The sequence below is a fragment of the Streptomyces sp. L500 genome (assembly GCF_054551825.1).
In genome coordinates, this window is the sequence record NZ_JBTOLC010000001.1 from 495,360 (window position 1) to 520,514 (window position 25,155).

Consider the following 25,155-nt stretch of genomic DNA (forward strand, 5'->3'; position numbering starts at 1 on the left):
CCCCGGCCTTCCCGGCCGGAATCCACGGCGCGGCGCCATGTTCGCGTCATGTTCGCGTCGTGAGAGACGTCACCGGCGGAGGCGGTCCGCCGCAAATCCTTCACGGGAGGCCGGTCCGGTCCGGCGGACTTCCTGACACTCGCGTCAATAGCGGGATTGGCCAGAAATTCCTCCCCTACCGCTGGTTGACCATTCATATGCCCAATGTCCGTATTCGGGCCAACCATTTCCTCCTCTCCCCAAGATCGTGCAAGCATCCGGCCACGCATGGATTGATCACGAAATACGACAAAGAACTGCCGCAACTCGCCTCAAAAGGGCGTTGCTGAGCATTCGTGACAGCCCCTGCTCCCGACCCACAGATCCCGAGGGGGGATACACGCATGTCGAAGAACGTCACCCGCCGCGTCGTCCTGCGCGGCACCGCGATAGCCGTCGCCGGAGCGGCCCTCGCCGCTCCGGTCGCCATGGCGGCGACCCGCGCCGCCCTGCCCATGGACCACACGGGCATGGACCACTCCGGGCACGGCTCCCACGGCCTCCAGCCCTTCGACGAGGTCTACCAGGGCCGGCGCATCGTCGGCACGCCCGCTACGGGTGGCCACGAGGCCCACCACGGCGGCTTCGCCGTGACGATCGACGGCAAGGAACTGCACGTCATGCGGAACGCGGACGGTACGTGGATCAGCGTGATCAACCACTACCAGACGTATCCCGACCCGCTGGCGCTGACCCGCGCCGCCGTCGACAAGCTCCAGGGCGCCTCGCTCGTCCCGATCACCACCCGCTGACCCCGGCCGACTGCCGACCGTCCGGCCCGACGCGGCCGGTCCCCCGAACCGAGAGGACGTAGACCCCCATGGCAGTGCGCAAGAACCAGGCGACCCTGACGGCCACGGAGAAGCGCAACTTCGTCAACGCCCTGCTGGCGCTGAAGAAGAGCGGCAAGTACGACGAATTCGTGCGGACGCACAACGAGTTCATCATGAGCGACGGCGACGACACCGACCGCGTCGGCCACCGTTCGCCGTCCTTCCTGCCCTGGCACCGCCGCTTCCTCATCCAGTTCGAGCAGGAGCTCCAGAGAATCGATTCCTCGGTCACGCTCCCGTACTGGGACTGGACCGCCGACCGCACCGTCACGGCCTCCATATTCGCCGCCGACTTCCTCGGCGGGAACGGCCGCAGCCGCGACGCGCAGGTCACCACCGGCCCGTTCGCGTACTCCACCGGCCAGTGGAACATCAACGTCTCGGCCGACGACCGCCCCTACCTCCAGCGGGAGATGGGCGCGAGCGTCCGCGCGCTGCCCACCCGCGCCGAGGTCGACTCCGTGCTCGCCATGGCCACCTACGACATGGCCCCCTGGAACAGCGCCTCCGACGGCTTCCGCAACCACCTCGAGGGCTGGCGCGGCGTCAACCTCCACAACCGGGTGCACGTGTGGATGGGCGGCCAGATGGCCACCGGCGTCTCCCCCAACGACCCGGTCTTCTGGCTGCACCACTGCTTCATCGACAAGCTGTGGGCCGACTGGCAGCGGATGCACCCGACCTCGGGCTACCTGCCGACCGGCGGCACCACCAACGTCGTGGACCTCAAGGACACGATGCGCCCGTGGAACAACGTGACCCCGGCCGACATGCTCGACCACACGAAGTTCTACACGTACGACCGCTGACGGTACGCCCCGCCGGGGGTGACGGGCATGAGCGCCCGTCACCCCCGGCGTTCCCGTTTCCGGGTACTCCGTCCGCACGGGAACCGAACAGACGCCCCACGCGTGAAATGGGGTGAAAGGCCGAAACGGACACCCGGGCGACGCTCACGACCCGTGCAAGATCGATGCACAACCGGTGTGTTTGTCAGTCCCTGCGGCCATACTGCTGGCCTGGCACCCGTTCCCCGCCGCCCGGGGGACAGCGGGCCGCGGCGACCGAGGGGGAGGTCACGTGTCACCAGCGCAGCCGGATCCGGGAACGCGGCGCACCGCGTGGCGCGAGGGGCTGGAACGGATCGCGGACGCGGCCACGACGGAGCCCGGCAGACTCAGGGTGATCGGCGCGGTCCTGGCCGCGCTGCTGGTCGCCTTCGGCGCGGTGACCGCCTGGCAGGTCACCGACCGGTCGTCGGCGGCGGACGCCGTGATCGACCGCAGCGAGCCGCTGAGCGCCGACGCCGCCGACATCTACCGCTCGCTGGCCGACGCCGACACGGCCGCCGCCGCCGGGTTCCTGGCCGGCCGGGACGAGCCCCGCACGGTCCGCCAACGCTACGAGAAGGACATCGGCGTCGCCTCCGAGCTCCTGGTGAAGGCCGCCGCCGACACCGGAGGCTCCAGCTCCGCCCGCGAGCAGATAGCCCGGCTCAATCAGCAACTCCCCGTCTACACCGGCCTGGTGGAGTCCGCCCGCGCGGCGGGCCGGCAGGGCCTGCCCCTGGGCGGCGCCTACCTGCGCTACGCCAGCGACCGGATGCGCGAGGATCTGCTGCCTGCCGCTCGCGCCCTCTACGAGGCCGAGACCGGACGCCTCCGTTCCGACTACGCGGACGCCAAGTCCTGGCCCTGGACGGCCCTCGCCACGGGCGTCGTGGCCCTCGGCGCCCTCGGCTGGGCCCAGCGCCGCACCTTCCTGCGCACCAACCGGGTGTTCAACCACGGCCTCCTCGCCGGCACCGCCGCCGGCGCGGTGGTCCTGCTGTGGCTGACCGTCGGCCACGCCGTGGCCCGCGCGGACCTGACCGACTCCTACGAGAACGGGGCCAAGTCCCTCCAGGTGCTCAGCGAGGCCCGGATCGCCTCGCTCCAGGCCCGGGGCGACGAGAGCCTCACCCTGGTGGCCCGCGGCGCCGTGCTCACCCCGGCGGGCGACGACGCCTACGAGGCCAGCTACCGCACGGGCATGCGCAAGCTGATCGGCGGCGACGTCACCGCCTCCGGCGAGCCCGCCCCCGACAGCCTCCTGGGCCGGGCCCGCTCCCTCGCGGACGGCTCGGAAGGACGCGATCCGGTGCTGGAGGCGATACGCGACGTCAAACAGTGGCAGCAGCGGCACGGCGAGGCCCGCACCGCCGACGTCGGCGGGTACTACGGCCAGGCGCTCGCCAAGGTGATCGGGGAGAAGGGCAGCGCCCGGGGCAGCACCGGCGAATCGTTCGACCAGGTGGACACCGCGCTGCGCCGAGCCCTCGCCCACGAGGAGGACGACTTCCGGCGGGCGGCGGAGGACGGGCGCGGCGCGTTCACCGGGCTCGCGGCCGGAGCCACCGTCCTGGCCGTGCTCGGCGCCGCGGGAGCGGTGCTCGGCATCGGCCGCAGGCTGTCGGAGTACCGGTGAGGCGGGGAGGAACGGCGATGGGCGCACGACGCGGAACCAGGGCCGGGGCCGTGGTGACGGCCTGCGTGTGGACGCTCGCCGTCGCCGTGGGCGCGGCCGTCCTGCCGGCGGCGCGCCCCACCGGACCCGTGGCCCCGACCCCGGCGGCCGCGCAGGCGGCGGCCGTGCGCGCGCCCGCGACGTGCGTCGCCCCGGAGGCGAGCCTGCGCCCGTCGACGGCCGACGGCCCGGCCGTCCGGCGCATCAAGGAGCGCGGCCGGCTGATCGCCGGCGTCGACCAGAACAGCTACCGCTGGGGCTACCGCGACCCCGCCACCGGCGAGCTCAGCGGCTTCGACATCGACCTGGTCCACGCCATCGCCAAGGCCGTCCTCGGCGACCCCGGCAAGGTCGTCTTCCTGGCGATCCCCACCAACCAGCGCATACCCGCCCTGGAAAAGGGCAAGGTGGACATCATCGCGCGCACCATGACGATCAACTGCGACCGGGCCCGGCAAGTCGCCTTCTCCACGGCCTACTTCGAGGCCGGACAGCAGGTGCTGGCCCCCAAGGCCTCACCGGTCACGGCGTTCGACGACACCCTGGAGGGGAAGAAAGTCTGTACGGCCAAGGGATCCACGGGCGAGAGCGAGCTGAAGAACGAGTCGCACGGCGCGTCCGTGCTGACCGTGCCCAACCAGCTCGACTGCCTGGTCCGGCTCCAGCTCGGACAGGTCGACGCGGTGATCACCGACAGCGCCCTGGCCGCCGGACAGGCGGCCCAGGACCCGTCCGTGCGACTCGTCGGCAAACCGTTCACCACCGAGTCCTACGGCGTGGCGATGAACCTCAAGGACGAAGACCTGGTACGCCGGGTCAACGCGGTACTGGAGGACTACCGCCGGGGCGGCGAGGCGAGCCCCTGGATGCTGGCGTACCGCAAGTGGCTGGCGGCCGACCTCCAGGGGATCACCGCTCCGCCGGAGCCCCGGTACCGGGACTGACGGCACGGAAGGACCGAAGCACCACACCGTTCGCGCGCGGCACCGGCCGCGGGACAGGAGAGGGGACCGATGGTGGTCGCGGGGCCCACCGGGCCGACCTTGAGCCGCGAGGAGGTGGACCGTGCGCTGGCACGGCTCGGCGCGGAGCACGAGGCGGTCGAGTCCTCCCTGCTCGCCCTCCAGGACCACGCCGGGCGGCGGCTGCTGGAGGGCGCGGAGCTGACCGGCGTCACCAGGAGCCGGTGGGAGTCCACCGAGGTGCTCATCACCCAGCTGTGGGTGTACTTCGACGCCTACACCGACGCCCTGGAGGCGGCTCGTGAGCTGCGCGGCCGCCGCCGCTGGCCCACCTCGGGCGAGCTGTCCGAGCTGACCGACCTGCTGCGCGGCACCGCCGTCACCCTGCCCGCGGGCCCGCCCCAGGCCGGCCTGGTGACCCTGGGCGTGGCGGCCAGGCTGAGCGAACGGCTGAGCCTGACCGAGCTCGTCGAGCGGATGAACTCCTGGTACGCCCAGGCCCTGGACGTGCTCGTCATCGCCGACGCCGTCTGGTCGGCCCTGCCCACCCGGATCGACCTGCTCGCCGCCGAACTCGGGCGCGTCCGCTCCCTCGCCCACTCCGTGGGCGTCCTGCCGGGCGAGCACCCGGCGGGCGACGACCTGGAGCGCCTCACCATGGAACTGACCGCGCTGCGGTCCGAGGTGATATCCGATCCGCTCGTCTTCTGGACCGGCGCCCCGCCCAGCTCCGCCCCCGGCGGCCGCCCCGACACCGCCCGCTACGACCGTGCCGAGCGCGCCCTGGAGGACGTGCGCCGGGAGGTGGAGGCCGTCCTCGACGTCCGCCAGGACGCCGAGCGCCGGCTGATGCGCGTGCGCGACGTGCTCTCGCGCGCCGACCGCACCCTGGGCGAGGCCCGCCGGGCCCGGATGGAGGTCCTGTCGAAGATCGCCGCCTATGAGGTGCCCGTGGTCTCCGGCCCGCCGACCGTGCTCTACGAACAGCTGGAGACGGCCGTCGAGTACCGCAGACGCGCCGCGTGGCACCGGCTCTCCCCGCTCCTGGAGGGCCTGGAGCGGCACGCCGAGGAGGAGTTGCTGCGCGCCCGCGAGTCGCTGACGGCGGTCACGGCGCCCCTGGCCGTCCGGGCCGAGCTGCGCGGCCGGCTCGACGCGTACAAGGCCAAGGCCGCGCGGCTGGGCCTGGCGGAGGACGGTCTCGTCGTGGAGCGGTACGACGTGGCGCGCCGCATGCTGTGGAGCGCGCCCTGCGATCTCGTCGCCGCCGAGCAGGCGGTGCTGCGCTATCAGCGGGCCGTGGCCGGGGCGCCGGCCCCGCAGGGCTCGGCCGCCTCGGGAACCGACGGGCTTGGGGGGACGCGTGACCGGTGAGGAGTGCCAGCGCCCGGGCTGCGCGGGCCGCTACGAGGACGTGGGCGACGGCGAGCTGTACTGCGACACGTGCGGTCTCGCCCCCGTCGTGTCGCCGGGCGGGCGGATCGCCTCGCCCGCCACGGGGATCACCCACGCGGGCGGCCGGGGCGGCTCCGGCGGTTCGGGGTCGTCCGGCTCGTCGAAGTCGTCGGGCTCGTCGGGCTCGTCCGGGTCCTCGCGCTCGTCGTCGGGTTCGTCGTCGGGTTCGTCGTCACGGCCGTCGTCGCGGTCGTCGGGGTCCCGCCGGTCGGTGTCGGGGCGGCTGACACGTTCGGTGAACGGTGGCACGGGCGTCGCGACGCGGTCCGTCTCGGTGCGCAGCCGGGCGTCCGGCGGGTCCGGCGCCGGCCGCAACAAGCTGGGCGCGGGCCTGGTCAGCATGCCGGGCGTGCCGCGCCCCGACCCCCGGGCGGCGGTGCTGGAGCGCCCGGAGGTCCCCGAGCGCAAGCGCTTCTGCAGCCGCGGCGACTGCGGCGCGCCCGTGGGGCGTTCGGGCCCCCACCGGGCGGGGCGCACGGAGGGCTACTGCACCAAGTGCGGCCACCCGTACTCCTTCGTGCCGAAGCTGCGCCCCGGCGATGTGGTGCGCGGGCAGTACGAGGTGGCGGGCTGTCTCGCGCACGGCGGGCTCGGCTGGATCTACCTGGCCATCGACCGGGCCGTGGCCGACCGCTGGGTGGTGCTCAAGGGCCTGCTCGACACCGGCGACGAGGACGCGCTGGCCGCGGCCGTCGCCGAGCGGCGCTTCCTCGCGGAGATCGAGCACTCCAACATCGTCCGCATCTACAACTTCGTCGAGCACCTCGACCAGCGCACGGGCAGCCTCGACGGCTACATCGTCATGGAGTACGTCGGCGGCAAGTCCCTCAAGGAGATCGCCAACGAGCGCCGCCACCCCGACGGGCGCCGCGACCCGCTGCCGGTCGAGCAGGCGTGCGCGTACGGCATCGAGGCGCTGGAGGCGCTGGGGCACCTCCACAGCCGCAATCTGCTGTACTGCGACTTCAAGGTCGACAACGCGATCCAGCAGCAGGACCAGCTGAAGCTGATCGACATGGGCGCGGTGCGCCGGATGGACGACCACGACAGCCCCATCTACGGCACGATCGGCTACCAGGCGCCCGAGATCGCCGAGCTGGGCGCGTCGGTCGCCTCCGACCTCTACACGGTGGCGCGCACCCTCGCCGTGCTCACCTTCGACTTCCAGGGCTACACGAACGTCTTCGTGGACAGCATCCCCTCCCCGGACCACATCGAGGTCTTCGCGCGCTACGAGTCCTTCTACCGGCTGCTGGTGCGGGCCACCGACCCGGACCCGGCCCGGCGGTTCGCCTCCGCCGACGAGATGGCCGAGCAGCTGACGGGCGTGCTGCGGGAGGTCGTGGCCCTCCAGACGGGCGCCCCGCGCCCCGCGCTGTCCACGCTCTTCGGCCCGGAGCCGCGGGTGGTGGACACGGTCCTGTTCGAGGAGTGCGACCGCGACGTGTCCGCCCTGGGCGGCCGCGCCCCGGCGCCCCGCCGGAACGGATGGCCGCGCCTTCGCCTGCCGCGTGGCCGGGGCGGCGCGGGCGCCGTTCCGCCGGGCTCGGCGGGCCCGGCGGCGGGCGCCGCAGGAACGGCCGGCACGGGCGCCGGGCCGACATCCGCCGCAGGGCGCCCGGGGGCGGCCTCCGGCGCGCTGCCCGGGTCGGGCCCGGGCGCGACCGCCCCGGCGGCGGGCGGCGCCGCGCCCTCCGGGTGGACCGTCCCGGTCGTCACACCCGCCGTGGCCACCGGCCCGGTGTCCCCCGCCGGAGGCGGCGCCGCGTTGCGGCCGATCGACGCGCGGGCCGCCGCGCTCGCGCTGCCGTTCCCGCTCGTCGACCCCGCCGACGCCAACGCCGGCTTCCTCGCGGGGCTGATCGCCTCGCAGCCCGCCGAGCTGTACGCCGCGCTCCAGGCCGCGCCGACCGAGTCGCCGGAGCTGCGGCTGCGGCGGGTGCGGGCCCAGCTGGAGCTCGGCGAGGACGAGCAGGCGTCCCACGCGCTCGCCGCGCTGGAGGCCGCGAACCCCGACGACTGGCGCACCGTCTGGCACCGGGGCGTCCACGCCCTCGCCGTCGGCGACCACGCCACGGCGGCCCTGTCCTTCGACGCCGTCTACGACGCCTTCCCCGGGGAGCCCGCGCCCAAGCTGGCCCTCGGGCTGTGCGCGGAGGTGCTCGGGCAGCTCGACAACGCCGCCGAGTACTACCACCTGGTGTGGGCGACCGACCCGGGCTTCGTCGGGGCGGCGTTCGCCCTGGCCCGGGTGCGGCTGGCCGCCGGGGACCGCGCGGGCGCGGTGGCGGCCCTGGAGTCCGTGCCGGCGGCGTCCATCCACTGCACGGCGGCCCGGGTCGCGGCGGTACGGGCCCGGCTGCGGGGTCGCTCCGCCGCGGAACCGCTGCTGGACGACCTGCGGGCCGCCGCCGGCCAGGTGGTGGGCCTCACGGACCTCGGGCTGGACGCGGTGCGGCGCGAACGGCTGTCGACGGAAGTGCTCGGCACCGCGCTGGACTGGGTGCTGTCGGGCCGCGAGGGCGGCGCGCCGGGGACCGCCCCCGCGCCCCCGGGCGGACCGCCCGTGCTGCTCGGCAGCGGGCTGGACGAACGGGAGCTGCGGTTCGGGCTGGAACGCTCGTACCGGGTGCTCGCGCGGCTGGCCCAGCGCGGTGAGGAACGGATCGAACTGGTGGAACGGGCCAACCGTTACCGCCCCAGGACATGGGTGTGATCGATGTCGCAACTGCCCCCACAGCTGACGGCGTGCCCCGCCTGTCAGGAGCCGCTGGAACCCGCCGACAACTTCTGCGGAGGCTGCGGCGTGGACCTCTCGGCGGTGCCGCCCGCGCCCGACGACCCACGGGCGGCGGGATGGCGGCGGCCTGACACGCCCGTGGCGCGGGAGGCGGACGACTACCGGCTCGCCCCGCCGGCCGCCGGCGTCCCCGCGCAGCCGGCGCGTGGCGCGGGCCCCGCCGGGCCCTGCGCGGCCTGCCGGTCGGGCATGATCGACAACGACGGGTACTGCGAACACTGCGGACATGCACAGCCGCGCGAACGGGATCACATGGAGCACGAGTCGGCAGGAGTCGCGGCGGTCACCGACCGCGGCCTGCGCCACCACCGCAACGAGGACGCGTACGCCGTGTCCACCACCGACCTCCCCGGCCGGCCGCCGGCCGTCGTCGCGGTCGTCAGCGACGGCGTGTCGTCCGCGGCACGTCCCGACGAGGCGTCGGCCGCCGCCGTCGAGGCCGCCCACGACTCGCTGGTGACGGCCCTGACCCGGGGCACCGCCCCCAAGGAGGCCACGCACGAGGCGATCGTGGCCGCCGCCGAGGCCGTGGCCGCCCTGACCACCCCCGGCCACGAGCCGCGCGAGCACGGCCACTACCGCCACGAGAACGCCCCCGCCTGCACCATCGTCAGCGCCGTCGTCACCGGCGACCTGCTGACCGTCGGCTGGGTCGGCGACAGCCGCGCCTACTGGGTGCCCGACGACCGCTCCAAGCAGCCCGCGCGGCTCACGGAGGACGACTCCTGGGCCGCCCAGATGGTGGCGGCGGGCCTGATGTCGGAGGCCGAGGCCTACGCCGACGAGCGCGCCCACGCCATCACCGGCTGGCTCGGCGCGGACGCCTACGAGGTCGAGCCGCACACCGCCTCGTACCACCTCGACCGCCCCGGCGTGGTGATCGTCTGCACCGACGGGCTGTGGAACTACGCCGAATCCGCCGAGGAGATGGCGTCCGTCGTGCCCGCCGACGCCCGCTCCCGGCCGTTGGAGTGCGCACGCCGTCTGCTGACCCACGCTCTGGACGGAGGGGGCCACGACAACGTAACAGTGGCAGTGGTGCCGTTCCCGTCCCGGGCCGAAGGGGCAGGATCGGCCTGACGCGCCGCGGTTTCCACGGGGGGATCCACGCACGGTGCCGGGCTCCGGCGCCGCGCCGTCCGTCCGCCCCGCCGCTACGCCCGTGCCGACCACGTGGAGTACGTACGAAGGAGCGGATCAGATGGCCCATCTCGCCGAACCGAACGTGCCCGGGTTCGCCGTCGACGTGTATCAGAACGTCAATCTTCCGGAGGGGGGCCGGGAGGTCAACGCCATCGTCACGGTGACCTCCACCGGGACGGACACGGACGCGGGCGCCGTCGTGCCCGGCCCCCGCGACCCGGGCGCCGCCGTCGTCCTGATGGTCGACTGCTCGGGCTCCATGGACTACCCGCCCGCCAAGATGCGCAGCGCCCGCGAGGCCACGGCCGCCGCCATAGACGCGCTGCGCGACGGCGTCGCCTTCGCCGTGGTGGGCGGCACCCACCAGGCGCGCGAGATCTATCCGGCCGGCGGGCGGCTCGCCAAGGCCGACGACATCACCCGGAACCAGGCCAAGGAGGCGCTGCGCAAGCTCAGTCCGGGCGGCGGCACCGCCATCGGCACCTGGCTGCGCCTCGCCGACCGGCTGCTGTCCTCGTCCGACGCGGCGATACGTCACGGCATCCTGCTCACCGACGGCCGCAACGAGCACGAGGAGCCCGACGCGCTGCGGGCGTCGCTGGACGCGTGCGCGGGCCGGTTCACCTGTGACGCGCGGGGCGTGGGGACGGACTGGGAGGTCAAGGAGGTCACGGGCATCGCCTCCGCCCTGCTGGGCAGCGCCGACATCGTCGCCGACCCGGCCGGGCTGGCCGAGGACTTCACGCGGGTGATGGAAACGGTCATGGGCAAGGAGGTCGCGGACGTCTCGCTGCGGCTGTGGACGCCGCAGGGCGCCGAGGTCGTCTTCGTCAAGCAGGTCGCGCCCACCATGGAGGAGCTGACGGACCGCCGCCAGGAGTCCGGGCCGCGCTCCGGCGACTACCCGACGGGCGCGTGGGGGGACGAGTCCCGCGACTACCACGTCTGCGTCCGGGTGCCGAGCGCGCACGTGGGCCAGGAGATGCTGGCCGCCCGGGTGTCCCTGGTGCTGCCCACTCCCGACGGCTCGTCACCGCACGTCCTGGCCCAGGGCCTGATCCGGGCGGTGTGGACGGACGACCTGGAGGCGTCGACGGCCATCAGCCCCCAGGTGGCCCACTACACGGGCCAGGCCGAGCTGGCCCTGGCCATCCAGCAGGGCCTGGACCTGCGCAAGGCGGGGGACGTGGACGGGGCGACCGCCAAGCTCGGCCGGGCCGTCCAGCTGGCCAGCCGCTCCGGCCACGCGGACACCGCGAAACTCCTTGCGAAGGTGGTGGACGTCGTGGACGCGGCGAACGGTACTGTGCGGCTGAAGGCGAAGGTCTCGGAGGAGGCCGAGATGACGCTGGAAACCCGTTCCACCAAGACCGTTCGCGTCAAGAAGTAGCGCCGAGAAGCAACCGCCAGAGGGGGAAGAGACCGACATGCCGACCTGCCCGAACGGCCACCCGTCGGAGGCCGCAGACTGGTGCGAGGTGTGCGGCCACCGGATGTCGGCGGCCACGGCACCGCCCGGTCCCCCGGCCGCCGTCCCACCGCCGCCCACCGCGCCGCCCTCGGCCGGCGGCACCGGCGGCTACGGCTACCCGGGCGGCGACGCCACCGTCCAGGCGGAGCTCTGTCCGCAGTGCCGCACCCCCCGCGAGGCGCAGGGCCCCTTCTGCGAGGAGTGCCGCTACAACTTCGTCACCCGCTCCGCGAACCCCTACGCGTCGCCTCCCCCGCCCCCGCAGCCCCTCCAGTCGGCCCCGCCGCCCCCGGCGCAGCACACCCAGTCGCCGCCGAGCTTCGAGTACACCGGCTCCCGGCCGTCGCGGGTCAACCGCCCGGCCGAGCCGCTGGCACCGCCCTTCGGCGAGGACGAGGACTGGGTGCTGACCCCGCCGGACACGCCGGCCCCCGCCGTGCAGGCCGCCCAGGCGCCGTCGGCCGGGCACAACCCGTACGCGTACGAGCCCTACGAGACCTATGAGCCCTACGAGTCCTCGCCCCCTCAGCCGGCCGTGCCCGCGCCGACGGCGGGCTGGGTCGCGGTCGTCGCGCCCGACCGGGAGTACTTCCTGTCGATGATGAACCGCAGCGGCCCGGAGGCGGCGGGGCTGAACCTGCCCGCCTACTCCCCTGAGCTGCGCTTCCCCCTCGGCGGCCAGCAGGTCACCATCGGCCGGCGCCGGCACAGCACCGGCGAGTCCCCGGACATCGACCTCTCCCGTCCCCCGGAGGACCCGGGCGTCTCGCACCAGCACGCGATGCTGGTGCAGCAGCCGGACGGGGGCTGGGCGGTCGTCGACCAGGACTCCACCAACGGCACGACGATCAACGACTCCGAGGACGCGATCCAGCCCTATGTGCCCGTGCCGCTGCGGGACGGGGACCGGGTGCACGTGGGCGCGTGGACGACGATCACGGTGCGGCGGGGCTGAGGAGCCGGAAGGGTCGTAAGACTCCGGTCCTCGGCCGGGGGGTCTGAGACCATGGAAGCGTGATTGAGATTCCGCGCGGCACGCTTCCCGAGCAGACCTTCTACGAGCAGGTCGGCGGGGAGAAGACCTTCCGGCGCCTGGTCCACCGCTTCTACCAGGGTGTGGCCGGTGACCCGCTGCTGCGGCCGATGTACCCGGAGGAGGACCTCGGCCCGGCCGAGGAGCGGCTGGTCCTCTTCCTGATGCAGTACTGGGGCGGCCCCCGGACGTACAGCGAGAACCGGGGCCACCCGCGCCTGCGGATGCGCCACGCGCCCTTCGTCGTCGACCGCGCCGCCCACGACGCCTGGCTCCGCCACATGCGCGACGCGGTCGACGAACTCGACCTCGCCCCGGAACTGGAGCACCAGCTCTGGAACTACATGACGTACGCGGCAGCGTCGATGATCAACACGGCGGACTGACCGGTTTGTGGGCAGGCGTTCCGCAGGGCGGAACGGGTGGGCACAAACCCACCCACCGGCCCGCACCGACTACGCGGGCGTAACCGTAAGCCCCCGCAACCCACTCCCGGCAGGGCTGACGCTCACGGCCACCGACCCGTACGGCGTCCGCAACCGCAGCCACCCACGGGCGGCGAACAGCACCGGCTCCTCGGGCGCCGCAGCCGTGACCGGCCCGGCCCCGCCGGCAAAGGCCCCGGCCCGCACGGCCGGCCGCAAGAATCCCAGCGACTGCGCCGCGTGCACGGCCCGCAACGGCAACCCCGTGTCCCCGAGCGTCCGGGACCAGATCTCCCGCCCGATGCGGTCGCGCTCGGCCCGCGTGCGCCGGTGCTCGGGCAGCGCCTCGTCCCGCGCGCGGAACTCCGCGACGGCCGCGGCCACCGCACCCCGCACGGCCTCCGCCCCCGGGAATCCCTCGACCCGCCGCCAGCCGCCGCGGGGCGGCAGGACGCCGGCCCAGGGCGGGCCGGTGACGGCCTCGGGAACGGTGATCTCCAGCGCCCCGGAGGGCGCCGGGGCACCGGCGTCGAGGGCGTCCGCGAGCTGTCCCGCCGAGACGGTGACGTCCAGCTCGACGGGCCCGGCGAGCCGGGCCGTGCGGATCGCCAGGACCTCGAAGGACGGCGGACGGCCGAAGACACCGAGGACACCGCCGCCCGCCTGGAGGCGGACGGCGGCGGCCCGGTCGTAGTGGATCAGCCGGGCCAGGAAGGCGGCCAGGTCGGCCGCCTCCCGGGCGTCGGCGAAGCACAGCCGCTGCGTCATGCGGCGACGGCCTCCCCGGGCTCGTCGGCGAAGGTCTTGAGCAGCGCCTTCTCCTCGGCGGTGACCCGCCGGGGCCGGCCGGCGGCGAAGTCGAACGGGACGATCACGGTGGACGCCCGCACATAGACCTGCTCGTCGTCCTTGACCTCGTACGAGACGGTCATGGACGCGGCACCGACCTTGGTCACCCACGTCTCGACGGTCACCGGCTCCGGCCGGTGGACCAGCGGGCGGAGGTAGTCGATCTCGTGACGGGCCACGACGGACCCGTCGACGAAGGACTCCTTGCCCGCTCCCGCCTTCAGCTGGTGGATGAGGTCGATCCGCGCCTCCTCGAGGTAGCGCAGGAAGACCGCGTTGTTGACATGGCCGTAGGCGTCCATGTCGGACCAGCGGAGGGGGCACGAGTAGATGTGGCGCGCCACGATCAGCCCCGGGTGAGCTTCTTGTAGGTGGCGCGGTGCGGACGGGCCGCGTCCGCACCGAGGCGCTCGATCTTGTTCTTCTCGTACGACTCGAAGTTGCCCTCGAACCAGAACCACTTGGAGTCGCCCTCGTACGCCAGGATGTGCGTGGCCACTCGGTCCAGGAACCAGCGGTCGTGGGAGACGACCACGGCCGCGCCGGGGAAGTCCAGCAGGGCGTTCTCGAGCGAGGAGAGGGTCTCGACGTCGAGGTCGTTGGTGGGCTCGTCGAGGAGCAGCAGGTTGCCGCCCTGCTTGAGGGTCAGCGCCAGGTTGAGGCGGTTGCGCTCACCACCGGAGAGCACACCGGCCGGCTTCTGCTGGTCCGGGCCCTTGAAGCCGAACGCGGAGACGTAGGCGCGCGACGGCATCTCGACCTGGCCGACGTTGATGTAGTCCAGCTCGTCGGAGACGACGGCCCACAGCGTCTTCTTGGGGTCGATGTTGGCGCGGCTCTGGTCGACGTAGGAGATCTTGACGGTCTCGCCGACCCGGATCGTGCCGGAGTCCGGCTTCTCCAGGCCCTGGATCATCTTGAACAGGGTGGTCTTGCCGGCGCCGTTCGGGCCGATGACACCGACGATGCCGTTGCGCGGCAGGGTGAAGGACAGGTCGTCGATGAGGACCTTGTCGCCGAAGGCCTTCGAGAGGTTGCTGACCTCGACGACGACGCTGCCCAGACGCGGGCCCGGCGGGATCTGGATCTCCTCGAAGTCCAGCTTCCGCATCTTGTCGGCCTCGGCCGCCATCTCCTCGTAGCGGGCGAGGCGCGCCTTGGACTTGGCCTGGCGGCCCTTGGCGTTGGAGCGGACCCACTCCAGCTCTTCCTTGAGGCGCTTCTGGCGCTTCGCGTCCTTCTGGCCCTCGACCTTCAGACGGGAGGCCTTGTTCTCCAGGTAGGTGGAGTAGTTGCCCTCGTAGGGGTGGGCGCGGCCGCGGTCGAGCTCGAGGATCCACTCGGCGACGTTGTCGAGGAAGTAGCGGTCGTGGGTGATCGCCACGACGGTGCCGGCGTACTTGGCCAGGTGCTGCTCCAGCCAGTTCACCGACTCGGCGTCGAGGTGGTTGGTGGGCTCGTCGAGGAGCAGCAGGTCGGGGGCCTCCAGCAGCAGCTTGCAGAGGGCCACGCGGCGCTTCTCACCACCGGAGAGGTTGACGACCGGCCAGTCGGCGGGCGGGCAGCCCAGCGCGTCCATGGCCTGCTCCAGCTGGGCGTCGAGGTCCCAGGCGTTGGCGTGGTCGAGCTCCTCCTGGAGCTTGCCCATCTCCTCGAGCAGCGCGTCGGAGTAGTCGGTCGCCATCAGCTCGGCGATCTCGTTGAACCGGTCGAGCTTGCCCTTGATCCCGGCGACGCCGTCCTGGACGTTCTCGAGCACGGTCTTGTTCTCGTCGAGCTCCGGCTCCTGCATCAGGATGCCGACGCTGTAGCCGGGCGACAGGAACGCGTCACCGTTGGACGGCTGCTCCAGGCCCGCCATGATCTTGAGGACGGTGGACTTACCGGCACCGTTGGGGCCGACCACACCGATCTTCGCACCGGGCAGGAAGCTCAGCGTCACGTCATCGAGGATGACCTTGTCGCCGTGCGCCTTGCGCGTCTTGCGCATGGTGTAGATGTACTCAGCCAAGAGAAACCGTCCGGCAGTCGAGAAGGGCCAATGTGCGGCTCCGCCGCGTGAGGGCAGATACACCCCATCTTGCCGTACGGGAAGCCCTGGGCGGAAACGCGTTATGGGCGACGTGCCGGTGACCGAGCGGAACTCCTCGGTCACCGAACGTCGTGGAGCGGGCCGTGCTAGCGGCCGGACGGCTCCTTCCTGCGGAGGAGGAAGACGGCGCCGCCGCCGGCCACGATGAGGACGATGGCCAGGCCCGCGATCTTGGGCGTCGCGGTGCTGCCACCGGTACTGGCGAGGTCACCGCTGACGGACCCGCCGGAGCCGTGACCGCCCGAGCCGTGGCCGCCGGGGCCGCCGGAGCTCTTCGCCGGGGTGGGGCTCGGCGAGGCGGCGGGCCTGCCGGGGCCGCTCATGGCGGTGACGGGCGTCGCCGTGTTGCAGTCGAGGATGCCGGAGAACGTCTTCGAGAAGCCGTTGGGACCGGTGACGGTGATCTTGTAGGGCTGGTCCTCGCCGACCTTCACCAAGGCGGTGTCGGTGCCGCCGGGCGCGACGGTGTGCTTCCTGCCGTCCAGGTCGAAGGTCCAGGGCTGGTCGCCCTTGTTCACCGCGGTGATCTCCACGCCGCCCCGGGCGCAGTTCACCGTGGCGCTGACCGCGGGTATCGCGCCCTTGGCGGCCCAGCTGGCCGTGGCGCCGGCGGAGACGGTGCTCTCGCTGGAGCCGGCGAGTATCAGGCTCTGCGTCTTGGTGTGGTCGCCGACGAAGACCCGGCCGACCGGGACCTTGGTGCTGGCCGTGGCCCGGAGCGTGGTCGAGCCGTCGGGGGTGCCGGCCGGGACGTCGAAGTAGAGCTCGGTGCCGTTGGTCGTGGTGGTGACCGGCTTGCCGTCCTTGTCGACGATCTTCACGCCCTTGCCTGCGGCGTCGGTGGAGGGCGTGACGGTGACGCTGCCCGCGTCGGTGCGGACGGTGACCGGCCCCAGGCGCCCGCCCGCCTTGCCGGAGACGGCCGGCGGGTCGAGGGTCAGGGACGCCTTGGGCTCCTCGGCGTCCTCGGCGCTCTTGTGGAGGTAGTCGGCGAGCTTCTGGGCCGCGGGGTTCCCGGCGTCGACGCCGACGCCGTCCGAGTAGCGCCAGATGGCGACCTGGGTGCCCGCGGCGGCGGTGTTGGCGTCGAGGGTCCCGGCGCCGGACGCCTTGGCGAGCGCGCTGAGGTCGTTGACCTGCGGGTAGGAGTGCTCCAGGATCCAGCGGATCCTTCCCGCGTTCTTGTTGGCGTGGAGGGACGACTCGCTCCAGCCGGTCTCCCGGTACCTGGCGCCGTCGACGGTGCTGGTGCGGATGTCGACGCAGTAGGTCTGGAGCGTTCCGCCGCCGTCGACCTTCATCTCGAAGAGTCCGGCCAGGACGTTCCGGCCGCCGCCCTCGCGCAGGACGGCCGGGCCGCCGGCCGTGATCCGGCCGAGGGTGGCGGACACGCCGCCCTGGCTCCGCGGCGCCTCGTCCGCGACCGCGGCGCCCGCGGCGGCGGCCGTACCGGCGACGGCCAGCCCTGCCGTCAGCGCCACCGCGGCAAGACGGGCGGCGCCCCGTCTCGTGACAGAGTTCATGGATTTCCTTTCGGGCGGGCGCGGATCCCGCGAGGACCGGCTCCGGGTCGTCGCGGACGCGCCCCGCAGGGCAACTCAAAACTCAGCAGCCCCCGTTGCTATGGAGGGTGATCTTAGGGAGCGGTGATCACTTGGAAGTCGCACATCCCTTCGGATGGCGGTTCCGAATCGGAATCGTTACCCCCGCAAGGTTTCCGGCCCGGGATTATCGATAAATCGCCGGGACAAACCCCGCATTTCACAGGGGTGCCGCAGCCCCGGCCGCCGCCTCCGCCGACTCGGCAAGAGGCCCCTTGCCGCCCCCGGCCACCATCCGCACCGGCTCGATCGGCAGCGGCCTGGCCGGTGACACTCTGCGGAACGCCGACGTACCGCGCGTGAGGTCGTGCCCGATGGACACGGCGTCAATATCCGCCGAGAACCAGCGCTTTCCCTCGCGCTCCTGGTCCTGGACGCGCAACTTCCCCTGCACGATGAGCGGTTCGCCGACCGACACCGAGCCCACCACGTTGGCCGCCAGCGTCCGCCACGCCCACACCGTGTAGAAGCTCGTATGGGCGTCCGCCCACTCCTCCCGCTGCCGGTCCCAGCGGCGCACCGTGGCCGCCAGCCGGAAGCGGGAGACGGCCGAGCCGTTGGCCGCCTCCCGGTAGTCGGGCTGCGAGGCCACGTTGCCCACGACCGTCACCAGTGTCTCGTTCATCCTGAACGCCTCCCCCGTGTCCGTGGGCCCATAGTGACCGTGATCGGCGAGGCCCGCCGAGGGCTGTGGACAACTCCGCGGTTGTGCACAACTCCGTCACCCACAGGGGACTAGCCACTCCCCACGAGAAGCCTCGGCCCTCCCCCGCCTCAGCCCTCCCCCGCCGCGATGACGAACTGCGCCCGCACCTCCCGGTACCGCAGCAGCTCCGCCGCCACCGGCTCCAGCACCCGGGCCCGCCCGCAGCCCGCCGCCGCGCTCCGCAGCCGGTGCTCCGTCTCCAGCCCGTACCCCCGCGCCGGACCCCGCGCCGCCAGCCGCCCGCACCACGCCAGCACCGGACCGCCCACGCCACCGCCGGACATCAGCACCACCGGCACCCACCACGGCCCGCCGAACTCGCCCATGAACGCCCCCACGAGCCACGCCAGCCCCATCAACTGAAACGCCGACAGCGCGCCCTGCCCCGCCGCCACCGCCGCCCACCACCGGGGCCGTACCATCCGCGCCCCCGCGCCCCCACGCGTGCGCCCGCCGCCCGTCCCCGCGTCCGTGGGCCAGACGCCCGTCCGCCCGCCGTCCGCGCCCGCCACGCCGCCCGGGGGGCGCCCGCCCGCGCGCCTGGTGCCCGGCACCAGGGCCGGGGCCGACGCGGCGGCCACCGCGTCCAGCGCCTCCGCGAGGCCCTCCGCACCCCGGCCCGCCGCCTCGCGGACGGCCAGGGCCCAGGGGCCGGGCAGCCCGGCGGACGCCTCGTACGCCAGGGTGCGCACCGCCTGCTCGACCAGCGGCCGGGACGCCGTCCGGCGCGGCGCGGACGCGCCGCCCGCGAGCCCGCCCGTGCCCCGGCCGCCGGTGTCGTGACCGTCGCCGTCGAGCGCCGCCCGGCCGCCGGAGCCCAGGCCCAGGAGCCCCTTGCAGCGCTCGTAGCCGAAGCGCAGCCGCGTCCACGTCGTCCCGCACGCCCGCTCGGCCTCTCGGCGCCACGCCCGCTCCGCCGCCAGCCCGGCCGCCTGGGCGCCCACCGCCTCCGCCAGCCGGTCCTCGAACTCCTGCCGCGCCCGTTCCGTCAGCCCCGGCCGCACGTCCGTCACGTACGCCGGGCGCAGCCGCGCCGACACGCCGTTGACGTCCGCCGTCAGCCGTAGCTCGGCCGCGTTGCGGCGGGCGACGAACGCGCCCAGCGCCTCGCGCAGTTCGCCCACGCCCGCGCCGGTCAGCGCCGACAGGGCCATGACCGAGGCGCCGGGCTCGCCGTACTCGCCGAGCGCCAGCCCGTCCTCGTCCAGCAGCCGCCGCAGGTCGTCCAGGACCTGGTCCGCGCCGTCGGCGGAGAGCCGGTCGACCTGGTTGAGGACGACGAACGTCACCTCCGCGTACCCGGCCAGCGGCCGCAGGTAGCGCTCGTGCAGCACGGCGTCCGCGTACTTCTCCGGGTCCACCACCCAGATCACCGCGTCGACCAGCGCCAGCAGCCGGTCCACCTGCTCCCGGTGGCCGGCGGCCGCCGAGTCGTGGTCCGGCAGGTCGAGCAGGACGAGCCCGGCGAGCGCCGGGTCGTAGGGCCGGACGGGCGTGCGCCGGGCCCTGGCCGGGATGCCCAGCCGGTCCAGCAGCCCCTCCGCGCGGTCGCTCCAGGCGCAGGAGACGGGCAGCGCGGTGGTCGGCCGGCGTACCCCGGCCTCCGAGAGCTGGGCCCGGGCCAGGGCGTTGAACAGGGTGGACTTGCCGCTTCCGGTCGCTCCGGCGATGGCCACCACCGTCAGGTCCAGGGAGTGGCGGTGGCGGGCGGCGGCCTCGTCCAGCACCCGGCTCGCCTCGGCGAGGGTGTGCCGGTCCAGCCGGGCCCGGGACAGCCCGACCAGCTCGCGCAGGGCGTCCAGCCGCGGCCGCAGGGCCAGGCCGACGGGCGAGGGGGGCGCGGCGACGCGGGGCACGGGGGAGGAGGACGGGTCCGCGAGCGGTGCCGCGCGCCCGGGGCGCGGGGTGGGCTCCGGGCGTACGCGGCGCGCGATCACGCCGTCGTACCAGTAGCGGTCCCCGTCCGCCCCCTTCCTGCCGCCTCCTCCTTCCGCTCCGTTCTTCGGGGGCGCGCACGGAGGTACGTCGGGGGTCATGGCGGTCACCTCTCCTTCTGCAGCAGGGACAGCGCGGCGATGAGCTCGACCTGGTGCTCGGGGGTCATCTCCAGGGCCTCCAGGGGCGCCGCCCTGCGGTCCCGTTCGGAGTCGAGGACCTGTTCCAGACAGCTCGTCAGGAGTTCGGCCCCGCGGTCGCGCAGCCGCAGCGCGCGCTGGGCGCCGAACGTCCCGGCGAGTTTGTCGCCGGCCCGGCCCGCCCGGCGGCCGCCCAGCAGCTCGGCCGCGAGCAGCGCGGCGGTCCGTTCGCTCTCGGTGCCCCGGTCGCGCTCGGCGGCGCGGACCTCCTCCTCGGCGATCTCCTCCAGGCAGCGCCGCCAACGGCGGACGGCCACGCCGATCCTGGCCCGCGCGCCGTCGGGGTCGGGGGGCGCGAGGGCGGCCGCCGCCACCGGGTCGTCGGCGCAGGCGGCGGCGATCTCCTCGTCCGCGGCGTCGGCGGCGCAGCTCAGCAGCGCGACGACGGAACCGGTGAGGGCGGTCAGCAGTTCGTCCGGGGTGCTGTCGTCCGGGTAGCCGCGCCAGTGGGTGAGGGCGTCCCCGGCCAGCGCCTCCCCCGCCGCGATCTCCCGTCGTACCCGTTCGACCGCCCGTCCGTAGGCGTCCTCGACGCGCTGGAGGGTCCGTACGGCCACCGCGTGCTGGACGGCCGAGGCGCCGGCCAGTCCCGGCAGCCGGGATCCCAGTGAGGAGAGCACTCCGCGCGCGGTGCGCGCTGTCGCGACGAGCCGGGCGGCCGGGTCCTCGGCGCGCTGGGCGAGCCAGGCGCGCAGCCCGGCGACGGCGGTGGCGGGCAGCAGTCCGCTGCCGTCGGCGGACTCGGGCAGTTCGGGGATGGTGAAGCGGGGGACGTCGCCGAGGCCGGCGTTCTCCAGCAGCGCGTCGTACTGCCGGGACACCTCGACGGCCACCTGGTGCGGCACCCGGTCCAGCACGGTGACGAGCGTGACGTCGTACTCCTTGGCGGTGCGCAGCAGGTGCCAGGGCACCGCGTCGGCGTACCGCGTCGCGGTGGTGACGAGCACCCAGATGTCGGCCGCGCAGATCAGGGAGGCGGCGACCTCCCTGTTGCCGGCGACGAGGGAGTCGATGTCGGGGGCGTCCAGCAGCGCCAGCCCGCGCGGCAGGGCGCGGTCGGTCTCGATCCGCAGGGCGAGCGGCCCGTCCTCGGCCGGTTCCGGCTCGCAGGCGGCACCGGCCTCCTCGTCCGCCCCCTCCGCCTCGAACGCGCCGGACGCGCCGTCCTGCGCGGGCACCCAGATCCGCTGGAGCCGGGGCAGCACCCGGGGGCCGGCGAACCAGTGGTGGTCGTCCGGATGACAGACCAGCACTGGCGTGCGGGTTGTCGGCCGCAGCACCCCCGCCTCAGTGACCCTCCGCCCCACCAGCGAGTTGACCAGAGTGGACTTGCCGGCCCCCGTGGACCCCCCGACCACCGCCAGCAACGGCGCTTCGGGGGCGCACAGGCGGGGCACCAAGTAGTCGTCGAGCTGCGCCAGGAGCTCGGCCCGGTTACGGCGGGCGCGAGCGGCGCCGGGAAGGGGGAGCGGGAAGCGTGCGGCGTCCACGCGGTCACGCAGTGCGGACAGCGCGTCAAGCAGTCGGGGCCGTACGTCCAAGGTCGCCACACGTGCAGAATGCCCAATTCTGGGGTGATTTTGAAACATATAGGCCACGGCGCGCGAGGCGTGGCGTATGGGGCCCAGGCATAACGAGTACACAACACCCGATACCAACTGCGTCAAAAACGATGCGAAAATCGCACCTGCCTGCGATTATCAGGACCGCTTCACCGAACCTCCACATCGTGTCACGGAGGTGAAGCAACCGGGACGAGGTACGCGGAGCCCTATCCTTGTCCCCGGCAAGGTCACGGCACCACCGAGCCCGGGGCTTCAGCCGTCCGCGACCGCCGCACACACCGGCCCCCGTAGCTCAGTGGATAGAGCAGGCGCCTTCTAAGCGCTTGGCCGCAGGTTCGAGTCCTGCCGGGGGCGCTCCGCCGGACCCTTTCGCCTCTCCCTCCGGGAGGGGCGTTTTTCGTGCTGCCGTACCGGCCGGTCTGTACACTCGACCGCGTTTCAGGGGGCTTGGGGGGGCCGTCTTCCGGTTGTCGTGAGCAGTCGTGAGCAAAGGGAGCGGGGCAATGGCGCGTGGCGGCGAGAGGACAGTGCGGCACCTGGTCGGGGAGGGGTGAGCCGACGGTGCCCGCGATCGCGAGGGAGGGGGTACGTCGTGGCCAATAAGCACGTGCGGGCCATGGCCGAGAAGCTCGTCGCCCGGCTTCCCGAACTCCCCCAGCCATGGGACGTCGAAGAGCTCTGCCGGGCGCTGGGACGGGCCCGGGGAAGGACGCTGAAGCTCCACTCCGCGGACCTTCCGGCGCTGCCGTTCGGGATGTGGTACGACGACGGCGCGACCGACCACATCATCATCCGCTCGTCCGCCACCGGCTACTACCGCGACCACATCGTGCTGCACGAGATCTGCCACATGCTCGCGGGGCACGGGACGGCGCTGCAGGAAGTGTTGAGCGGTCCGGGGTCGGGTTCGGGCGCGGACGGGCGGCGGGCCAAGGGCAAGTCGTGCAGCGACGCCGAGGAGGAGCTGGCGGAGACGTTCGCCTCCCTGGTGCTGAGGATCGCCGGGCAGATGCGGCCCAAGGGGATCAGCGCGGTCGAGCGGCGGGCGGGGAACCTCCTCGGAGCCGGCCGTGCATGACGTTCCCGCATGGGTCGAGACGCTGCGGGAGGTCATCCTCCTGATCGCCTGGACCGTGCTGGTCCTGCGCGTACCCGCGCTGCGACGGCCGCCGCAGCGACCGGTGTGGATCGCCCTGGCGGTCCTGGCGACCGGCTCGCTGGTGATCCAGGCGGAGGTGGGCGGCTGGGTCGACGAGGTGACCGGGGTGCCCAAGGCCGGTGAGCTCGCCGTCGCGCTGGTGGCCCTCACGGACTTCGCGTTCGTGTGGTGGCTCGCGGTGGCGCTGGACGGCGCCGGGCGGACCGTCCCCGCCTGGCTGCGCCGGGCGCCGGTGGTCTGCGCGGCCGCGATGGCGGCGCTCGCCTTCGCCTTCTTCACCGTCACCCCCGCGCCCGACCGGTTCGGGGCGCGGGCGCACGGCTGGTGGGCCGGGTACGCGGTCGTGTGGATCGCCTACGGGCTGATCACGGCGGTGGGGGCGGCCGCGGTCTTCTGGCGGCACGGTGTCGCGATGCGCAGCCCGGTGCTGCGCGTCAGCGTGCTGGCGCTCGCCGTGGGCACCAGCGCGGAGGTGCCCTATCTGCTGATCCGCGGCGTCCGGTGGTTCACCGAGGCCCCGGCGTCGCTCGCGCTGGCCGGATTCTGGTGCTCCTTCGCGCGGTTCGTCCTCGTCGCCCTCGGGTGCTCGCTGGCCGCGCTGGAGCCGCTGTGGCAGGTGTCCCTCTACTGGTACCGCCGACAGCGGCTGTACGGGCTGTGGCTGCTGCTGCGGCGCGCGACGCCCGAACTCGTCGTGGCGCCGCCCCCGTCGCGGAGGGCGGACCTGCTGGCCTTCGACAGCGCCTGGGAGCGGCTGCACCAGCGGGTCATCGAGATCCACGACAGCATCACGTTCCTGCACGACGGCTGGGCGTCGCCGGAGCTCCTCCACGAGGCCGGGGAGGCGACGGGCGCGCCGCCGTACTCCGGCGGTCCCGGGCAGTCCCGCCTGGTCCAGCGGCAGCGGCTGACGGCCGCCGCCTGCTGGATCGAGGTGACCCGGCGGGAGGCGGCGGCCGGAGCGGACAAGCTCTACCACAAGGAGCTCGACAAGGACCTGCTGCCGGAGGTCCTCGCCGACCGGTCGACCGTGCACCGCGAGATCCGCCGGATGCTGCGGCTGCACCGGGCGCTGCGCTCCCGTACGGTCGCCTCCTTCGCCGACGGCTTCCGGCCCGAGACACCGTCAGCGGTGGGCGCCGGCTCCTGACGCGGTTCCTGACACGCCGGCCTGCGGCGGGACCGCGTCGCCCTCCGACGGAGCACCGGCGACCCGTCGTCCCGCGCGCAGGACCGCGCGGACGCGCGAGAGCGCGCCGAGGTCGTGCACGGGGTTCCCGGCCACCGCGAGCAGGTCGGCGTCGTGGCCGGGGGCGACGCGGCCCTTGCGGCCCGCGAGGCCGCAGGACGCGGCGGCGAGCGAGGTGACCGACGTGAGGGCCTCGGTGTTGGTGGTCACCTGCGAGGCGAAGTACACGAGGTCGACGGGGAGCACGTCGTGCGGCTTGTGCGCGTTGATGCCCGCGTCGGTGCAGCAGACGACCCGCACGCCCCGGCGGTGCATGTACGCCTGGTTCTCCCAGTAGGGCTCGATGGTCCGCAGCACCTCCTCGGGCATGCCCGCGCGGGGTTTGACGACCGTGCAGCCGACGAAGGTGCCCGCGGCGGCCATCGCGTCGACCGTCTCGGGGTCCAGGCGCACGCCCTGCGGGGTCATGAACGTGCAGTGCTCGACGCCGTCGGCCCCGGCGGCCACGGCGTCGGCGATGCCCGCCGCCGCGTGCGCGTGGGCGACGACGGGCAGCCCCCGGCCGTGCGCGGCCTCGGTGACAGCCCGCAGCTCGGCCAGGGTGTACTGGGACCCGCCGGGGTCGGAACCCGTCGTGGACATCCCGCCCGTCGCCATGATCTTGACGAGGTCCACACCGTGCCCGGCCCGGTCGGCGACGGCGGCGACCGCCTCGTCCGCCCCGTCGGCCTCGCCGCCCAGGTACCAGCAGTGGCCCCGGGTACGGGTGAGGGGCGGGCCGGCCGCCACGATCCGGGGGCCCGTGCCTCCCTCGGCGAACTCCTCGCGCAGCCGCAGCGACAGATAGCCCCGGTCGCCCAGGTCGCGGATCGTGGTGATCCCGGCCCGCAGGGCGCGGGCCGCGTGCTCCCGCATCCGGGCGAGCACGGTGGCGTCGTCGTCGTGGCACATCTGGTGCTCGGTGGCGCCGCCCGCCTCGAAGGCCAAATGGCTGTGGGCGTCGATCAGGCCCGGCAGCAGGGTGGCGTCCCCGAGGTCCGTGAGCGGCACTCCCTCCGGCGGGTTGGCCCCGGTGAGGTCGACATCGGTGATCCGGCCGTCCTCGACCAGGACCAGCACCGGGCCGTGGTGGGCCCGTTCGCCGTCGAAGAGGCGTGCGGCGCGTATGGCCGAGCGGGAGTCGTCCACGAGCG

At 73.7% G+C, this 25,155-nt stretch carries 21 protein-coding genes and 1 tRNA gene; 13 read left to right on the plus strand and 9 right to left on the minus strand.

Annotation, left to right across the window (positions count from 1 at the left end):
• Positions 1-383 precede the first annotated feature (383 nt).
• The 5 genes from melC1 (at position 384) to ACX9I7_RS02405 (ending at position 5,713) form a co-directional block, all read left to right on the plus strand.
• Positions 384-791, plus strand: coding sequence for an apotyrosinase chaperone MelC1 (melC1, locus tag ACX9I7_RS02385; RefSeq protein WP_459386345.1), 408 nt, complete (start codon positions 384-386; stop codon positions 789-791).
• A gap of 68 nt (positions 792-859) precedes the next feature.
• Entirely contained in the window at positions 860-1,681 is an 822-nt protein-coding gene (melC2, locus tag ACX9I7_RS02390) for a tyrosinase MelC2 (RefSeq protein WP_126914185.1), read from the plus strand.
• Positions 1,682-1,952: 271 nt separating this feature from the next.
• On the plus strand, positions 1,953-3,338 hold the full coding sequence (locus ACX9I7_RS02395) for a hypothetical protein (RefSeq protein ID WP_387574749.1): 1,386 nt from the start codon (positions 1,953-1,955) through the stop codon (positions 3,336-3,338).
• 17 nt (positions 3,339-3,355) lie between these two features.
• The gene (locus ACX9I7_RS02400; RefSeq protein ID WP_387574752.1) at positions 3,356-4,321 is read left to right on the plus strand and encodes a glutamate ABC transporter substrate-binding protein; all 966 of its coding nucleotides are present in this window, start codon (positions 3,356-3,358) and stop codon (positions 4,319-4,321) included.
• A gap of 69 nt (positions 4,322-4,390) precedes the next feature.
• Positions 4,391-5,713, plus strand: coding sequence for a hypothetical protein (locus ACX9I7_RS02405; protein WP_459386346.1), 1,323 nt, complete (start codon positions 4,391-4,393; stop codon positions 5,711-5,713).
• Positions 5,714-5,743: 30 nt separating this feature from the next.
• On the opposite strand, the gene ACX9I7_RS02410 is transcribed toward ACX9I7_RS02405, so the two are convergent.
• The gene (locus tag ACX9I7_RS02410) at positions 5,744-6,136 is read right to left on the minus strand and encodes a hypothetical protein (RefSeq protein ID WP_459386347.1); all 393 of its coding nucleotides are present in this window, start codon (positions 6,134-6,136) and stop codon (positions 5,744-5,746) included.
• 7 nt (positions 6,137-6,143) lie between these two features.
• Here ACX9I7_RS02410 and ACX9I7_RS02415 point away from each other — a divergent pair, with 7 nt between their 5' ends.
• The 5 genes from ACX9I7_RS02415 (at position 6,144) to ACX9I7_RS02435 (ending at position 12,627) form a co-directional block, all read left to right on the plus strand.
• Positions 6,144-8,510: a serine/threonine-protein kinase gene (locus tag ACX9I7_RS02415; protein ID WP_459386348.1), complete on the plus strand. Its 2,367-nt coding sequence runs from the start codon at positions 6,144-6,146 to the stop codon at positions 8,508-8,510.
• 3 nt (positions 8,511-8,513) lie between these two features.
• Positions 8,514-9,674 carry a protein phosphatase 2C domain-containing protein gene (locus ACX9I7_RS02420; protein WP_459386349.1) on the plus strand — a complete coding sequence of 387 codons (1,161 nt, stop codon included), beginning with the start codon at positions 8,514-8,516 and terminating at the stop codon, positions 9,672-9,674.
• 121 nt (positions 9,675-9,795) lie between these two features.
• Positions 9,796-11,127, plus strand: a complete 1,332-nt coding sequence (locus ACX9I7_RS02425) for a vWA domain-containing protein (RefSeq protein ID WP_459386350.1) — start codon at positions 9,796-9,798, stop codon at positions 11,125-11,127.
• A 37-nt stretch (positions 11,128-11,164) separates the two neighbouring features.
• On the plus strand, positions 11,165-12,163 hold the full coding sequence (locus ACX9I7_RS02430; RefSeq protein ID WP_459386351.1) for an FHA domain-containing protein: 999 nt from the start codon (positions 11,165-11,167) through the stop codon (positions 12,161-12,163).
• Between the two features lie 59 nt (positions 12,164-12,222).
• The gene (locus ACX9I7_RS02435; protein WP_387574769.1) at positions 12,223-12,627 is read left to right on the plus strand and encodes a globin; all 405 of its coding nucleotides are present in this window, start codon (positions 12,223-12,225) and stop codon (positions 12,625-12,627) included.
• A 69-nt stretch (positions 12,628-12,696) separates the two neighbouring features.
• Here ACX9I7_RS02435 and ACX9I7_RS02440 read toward each other — a convergent pair whose 3' ends face one another.
• The 7 genes from ACX9I7_RS02440 to ACX9I7_RS02470 form a co-directional block, all read right to left on the minus strand.
• Positions 12,697-13,434: a hypothetical protein gene (locus ACX9I7_RS02440; RefSeq protein WP_459386352.1), complete on the minus strand. Its 738-nt coding sequence runs from the start codon at positions 13,432-13,434 to the stop codon at positions 12,697-12,699.
• The gene (locus ACX9I7_RS02445) at positions 13,431-13,859 is read right to left on the minus strand and encodes an acyl-CoA thioesterase (protein ID WP_189452432.1); all 429 of its coding nucleotides are present in this window, start codon (positions 13,857-13,859) and stop codon (positions 13,431-13,433) included. The genes ACX9I7_RS02440 and ACX9I7_RS02445 overlap by 4 nt, the downstream gene beginning before the upstream one ends.
• A 2-nt stretch (positions 13,860-13,861) precedes the next feature.
• The gene (gene ettA / locus ACX9I7_RS02450; protein WP_387574773.1) at positions 13,862-15,526 is read right to left on the minus strand and encodes an energy-dependent translational throttle protein EttA; all 1,665 of its coding nucleotides are present in this window, start codon (positions 15,524-15,526) and stop codon (positions 13,862-13,864) included.
• A gap of 167 nt (positions 15,527-15,693) precedes the next feature.
• On the minus strand, positions 15,694-17,130 hold the full coding sequence (locus tag ACX9I7_RS02455; protein ID WP_459386353.1) for a Cys-Gln thioester bond-forming surface protein: 1,437 nt from the start codon (positions 17,128-17,130) through the stop codon (positions 15,694-15,696).
• A 238-nt stretch (positions 17,131-17,368) separates the two neighbouring features.
• The gene (locus ACX9I7_RS02460; protein WP_358631395.1) at positions 17,369-17,833 is read right to left on the minus strand and encodes a single-stranded DNA-binding protein; all 465 of its coding nucleotides are present in this window, start codon (positions 17,831-17,833) and stop codon (positions 17,369-17,371) included.
• 149 nt (positions 17,834-17,982) lie between these two features.
• Positions 17,983-19,950: a GTPase gene (locus ACX9I7_RS02465; RefSeq protein WP_459386354.1), complete on the minus strand. Its 1,968-nt coding sequence runs from the start codon at positions 19,948-19,950 to the stop codon at positions 17,983-17,985.
• 5 nt (positions 19,951-19,955) lie between these two features.
• A complete protein-coding gene (locus ACX9I7_RS02470) occupies positions 19,956-21,599 on the minus strand; it encodes a dynamin family protein (protein WP_392753444.1) in 1,644 nt (547 codons plus the stop codon).
• A 296-nt stretch (positions 21,600-21,895) separates the two neighbouring features.
• On the opposite strand from ACX9I7_RS02470, the gene ACX9I7_RS02475 reads away from it, so the two are divergent.
• From ACX9I7_RS02475 to ACX9I7_RS02485, 3 genes are all read left to right on the plus strand, one after another.
• Positions 21,896-21,968: transfer RNA gene (locus ACX9I7_RS02475), tRNA-Arg, on the plus strand.
• Positions 21,969-22,206: 238 nt separating this feature from the next.
• The gene (locus tag ACX9I7_RS02480; RefSeq protein ID WP_387574783.1) at positions 22,207-22,692 is read left to right on the plus strand and encodes a hypothetical protein; all 486 of its coding nucleotides are present in this window, start codon (positions 22,207-22,209) and stop codon (positions 22,690-22,692) included.
• A complete protein-coding gene (locus tag ACX9I7_RS02485; RefSeq protein ID WP_459386355.1) occupies positions 22,685-23,923 on the plus strand; it encodes a DUF6545 domain-containing protein in 1,239 nt (412 codons plus the stop codon). The genes ACX9I7_RS02480 and ACX9I7_RS02485 overlap by 8 nt, the downstream gene beginning before the upstream one ends.
• Here ACX9I7_RS02485 and ACX9I7_RS02490 read toward each other — a convergent pair.
• Entirely contained in the window at positions 23,900-25,150 is a 1,251-nt protein-coding gene (locus ACX9I7_RS02490) for an amidohydrolase family protein (RefSeq protein ID WP_459386356.1), read from the minus strand. The genes ACX9I7_RS02485 and ACX9I7_RS02490 overlap by 24 nt on opposite strands.
• Between the last annotated feature and the right edge of the window lie 5 nt (positions 25,151-25,155).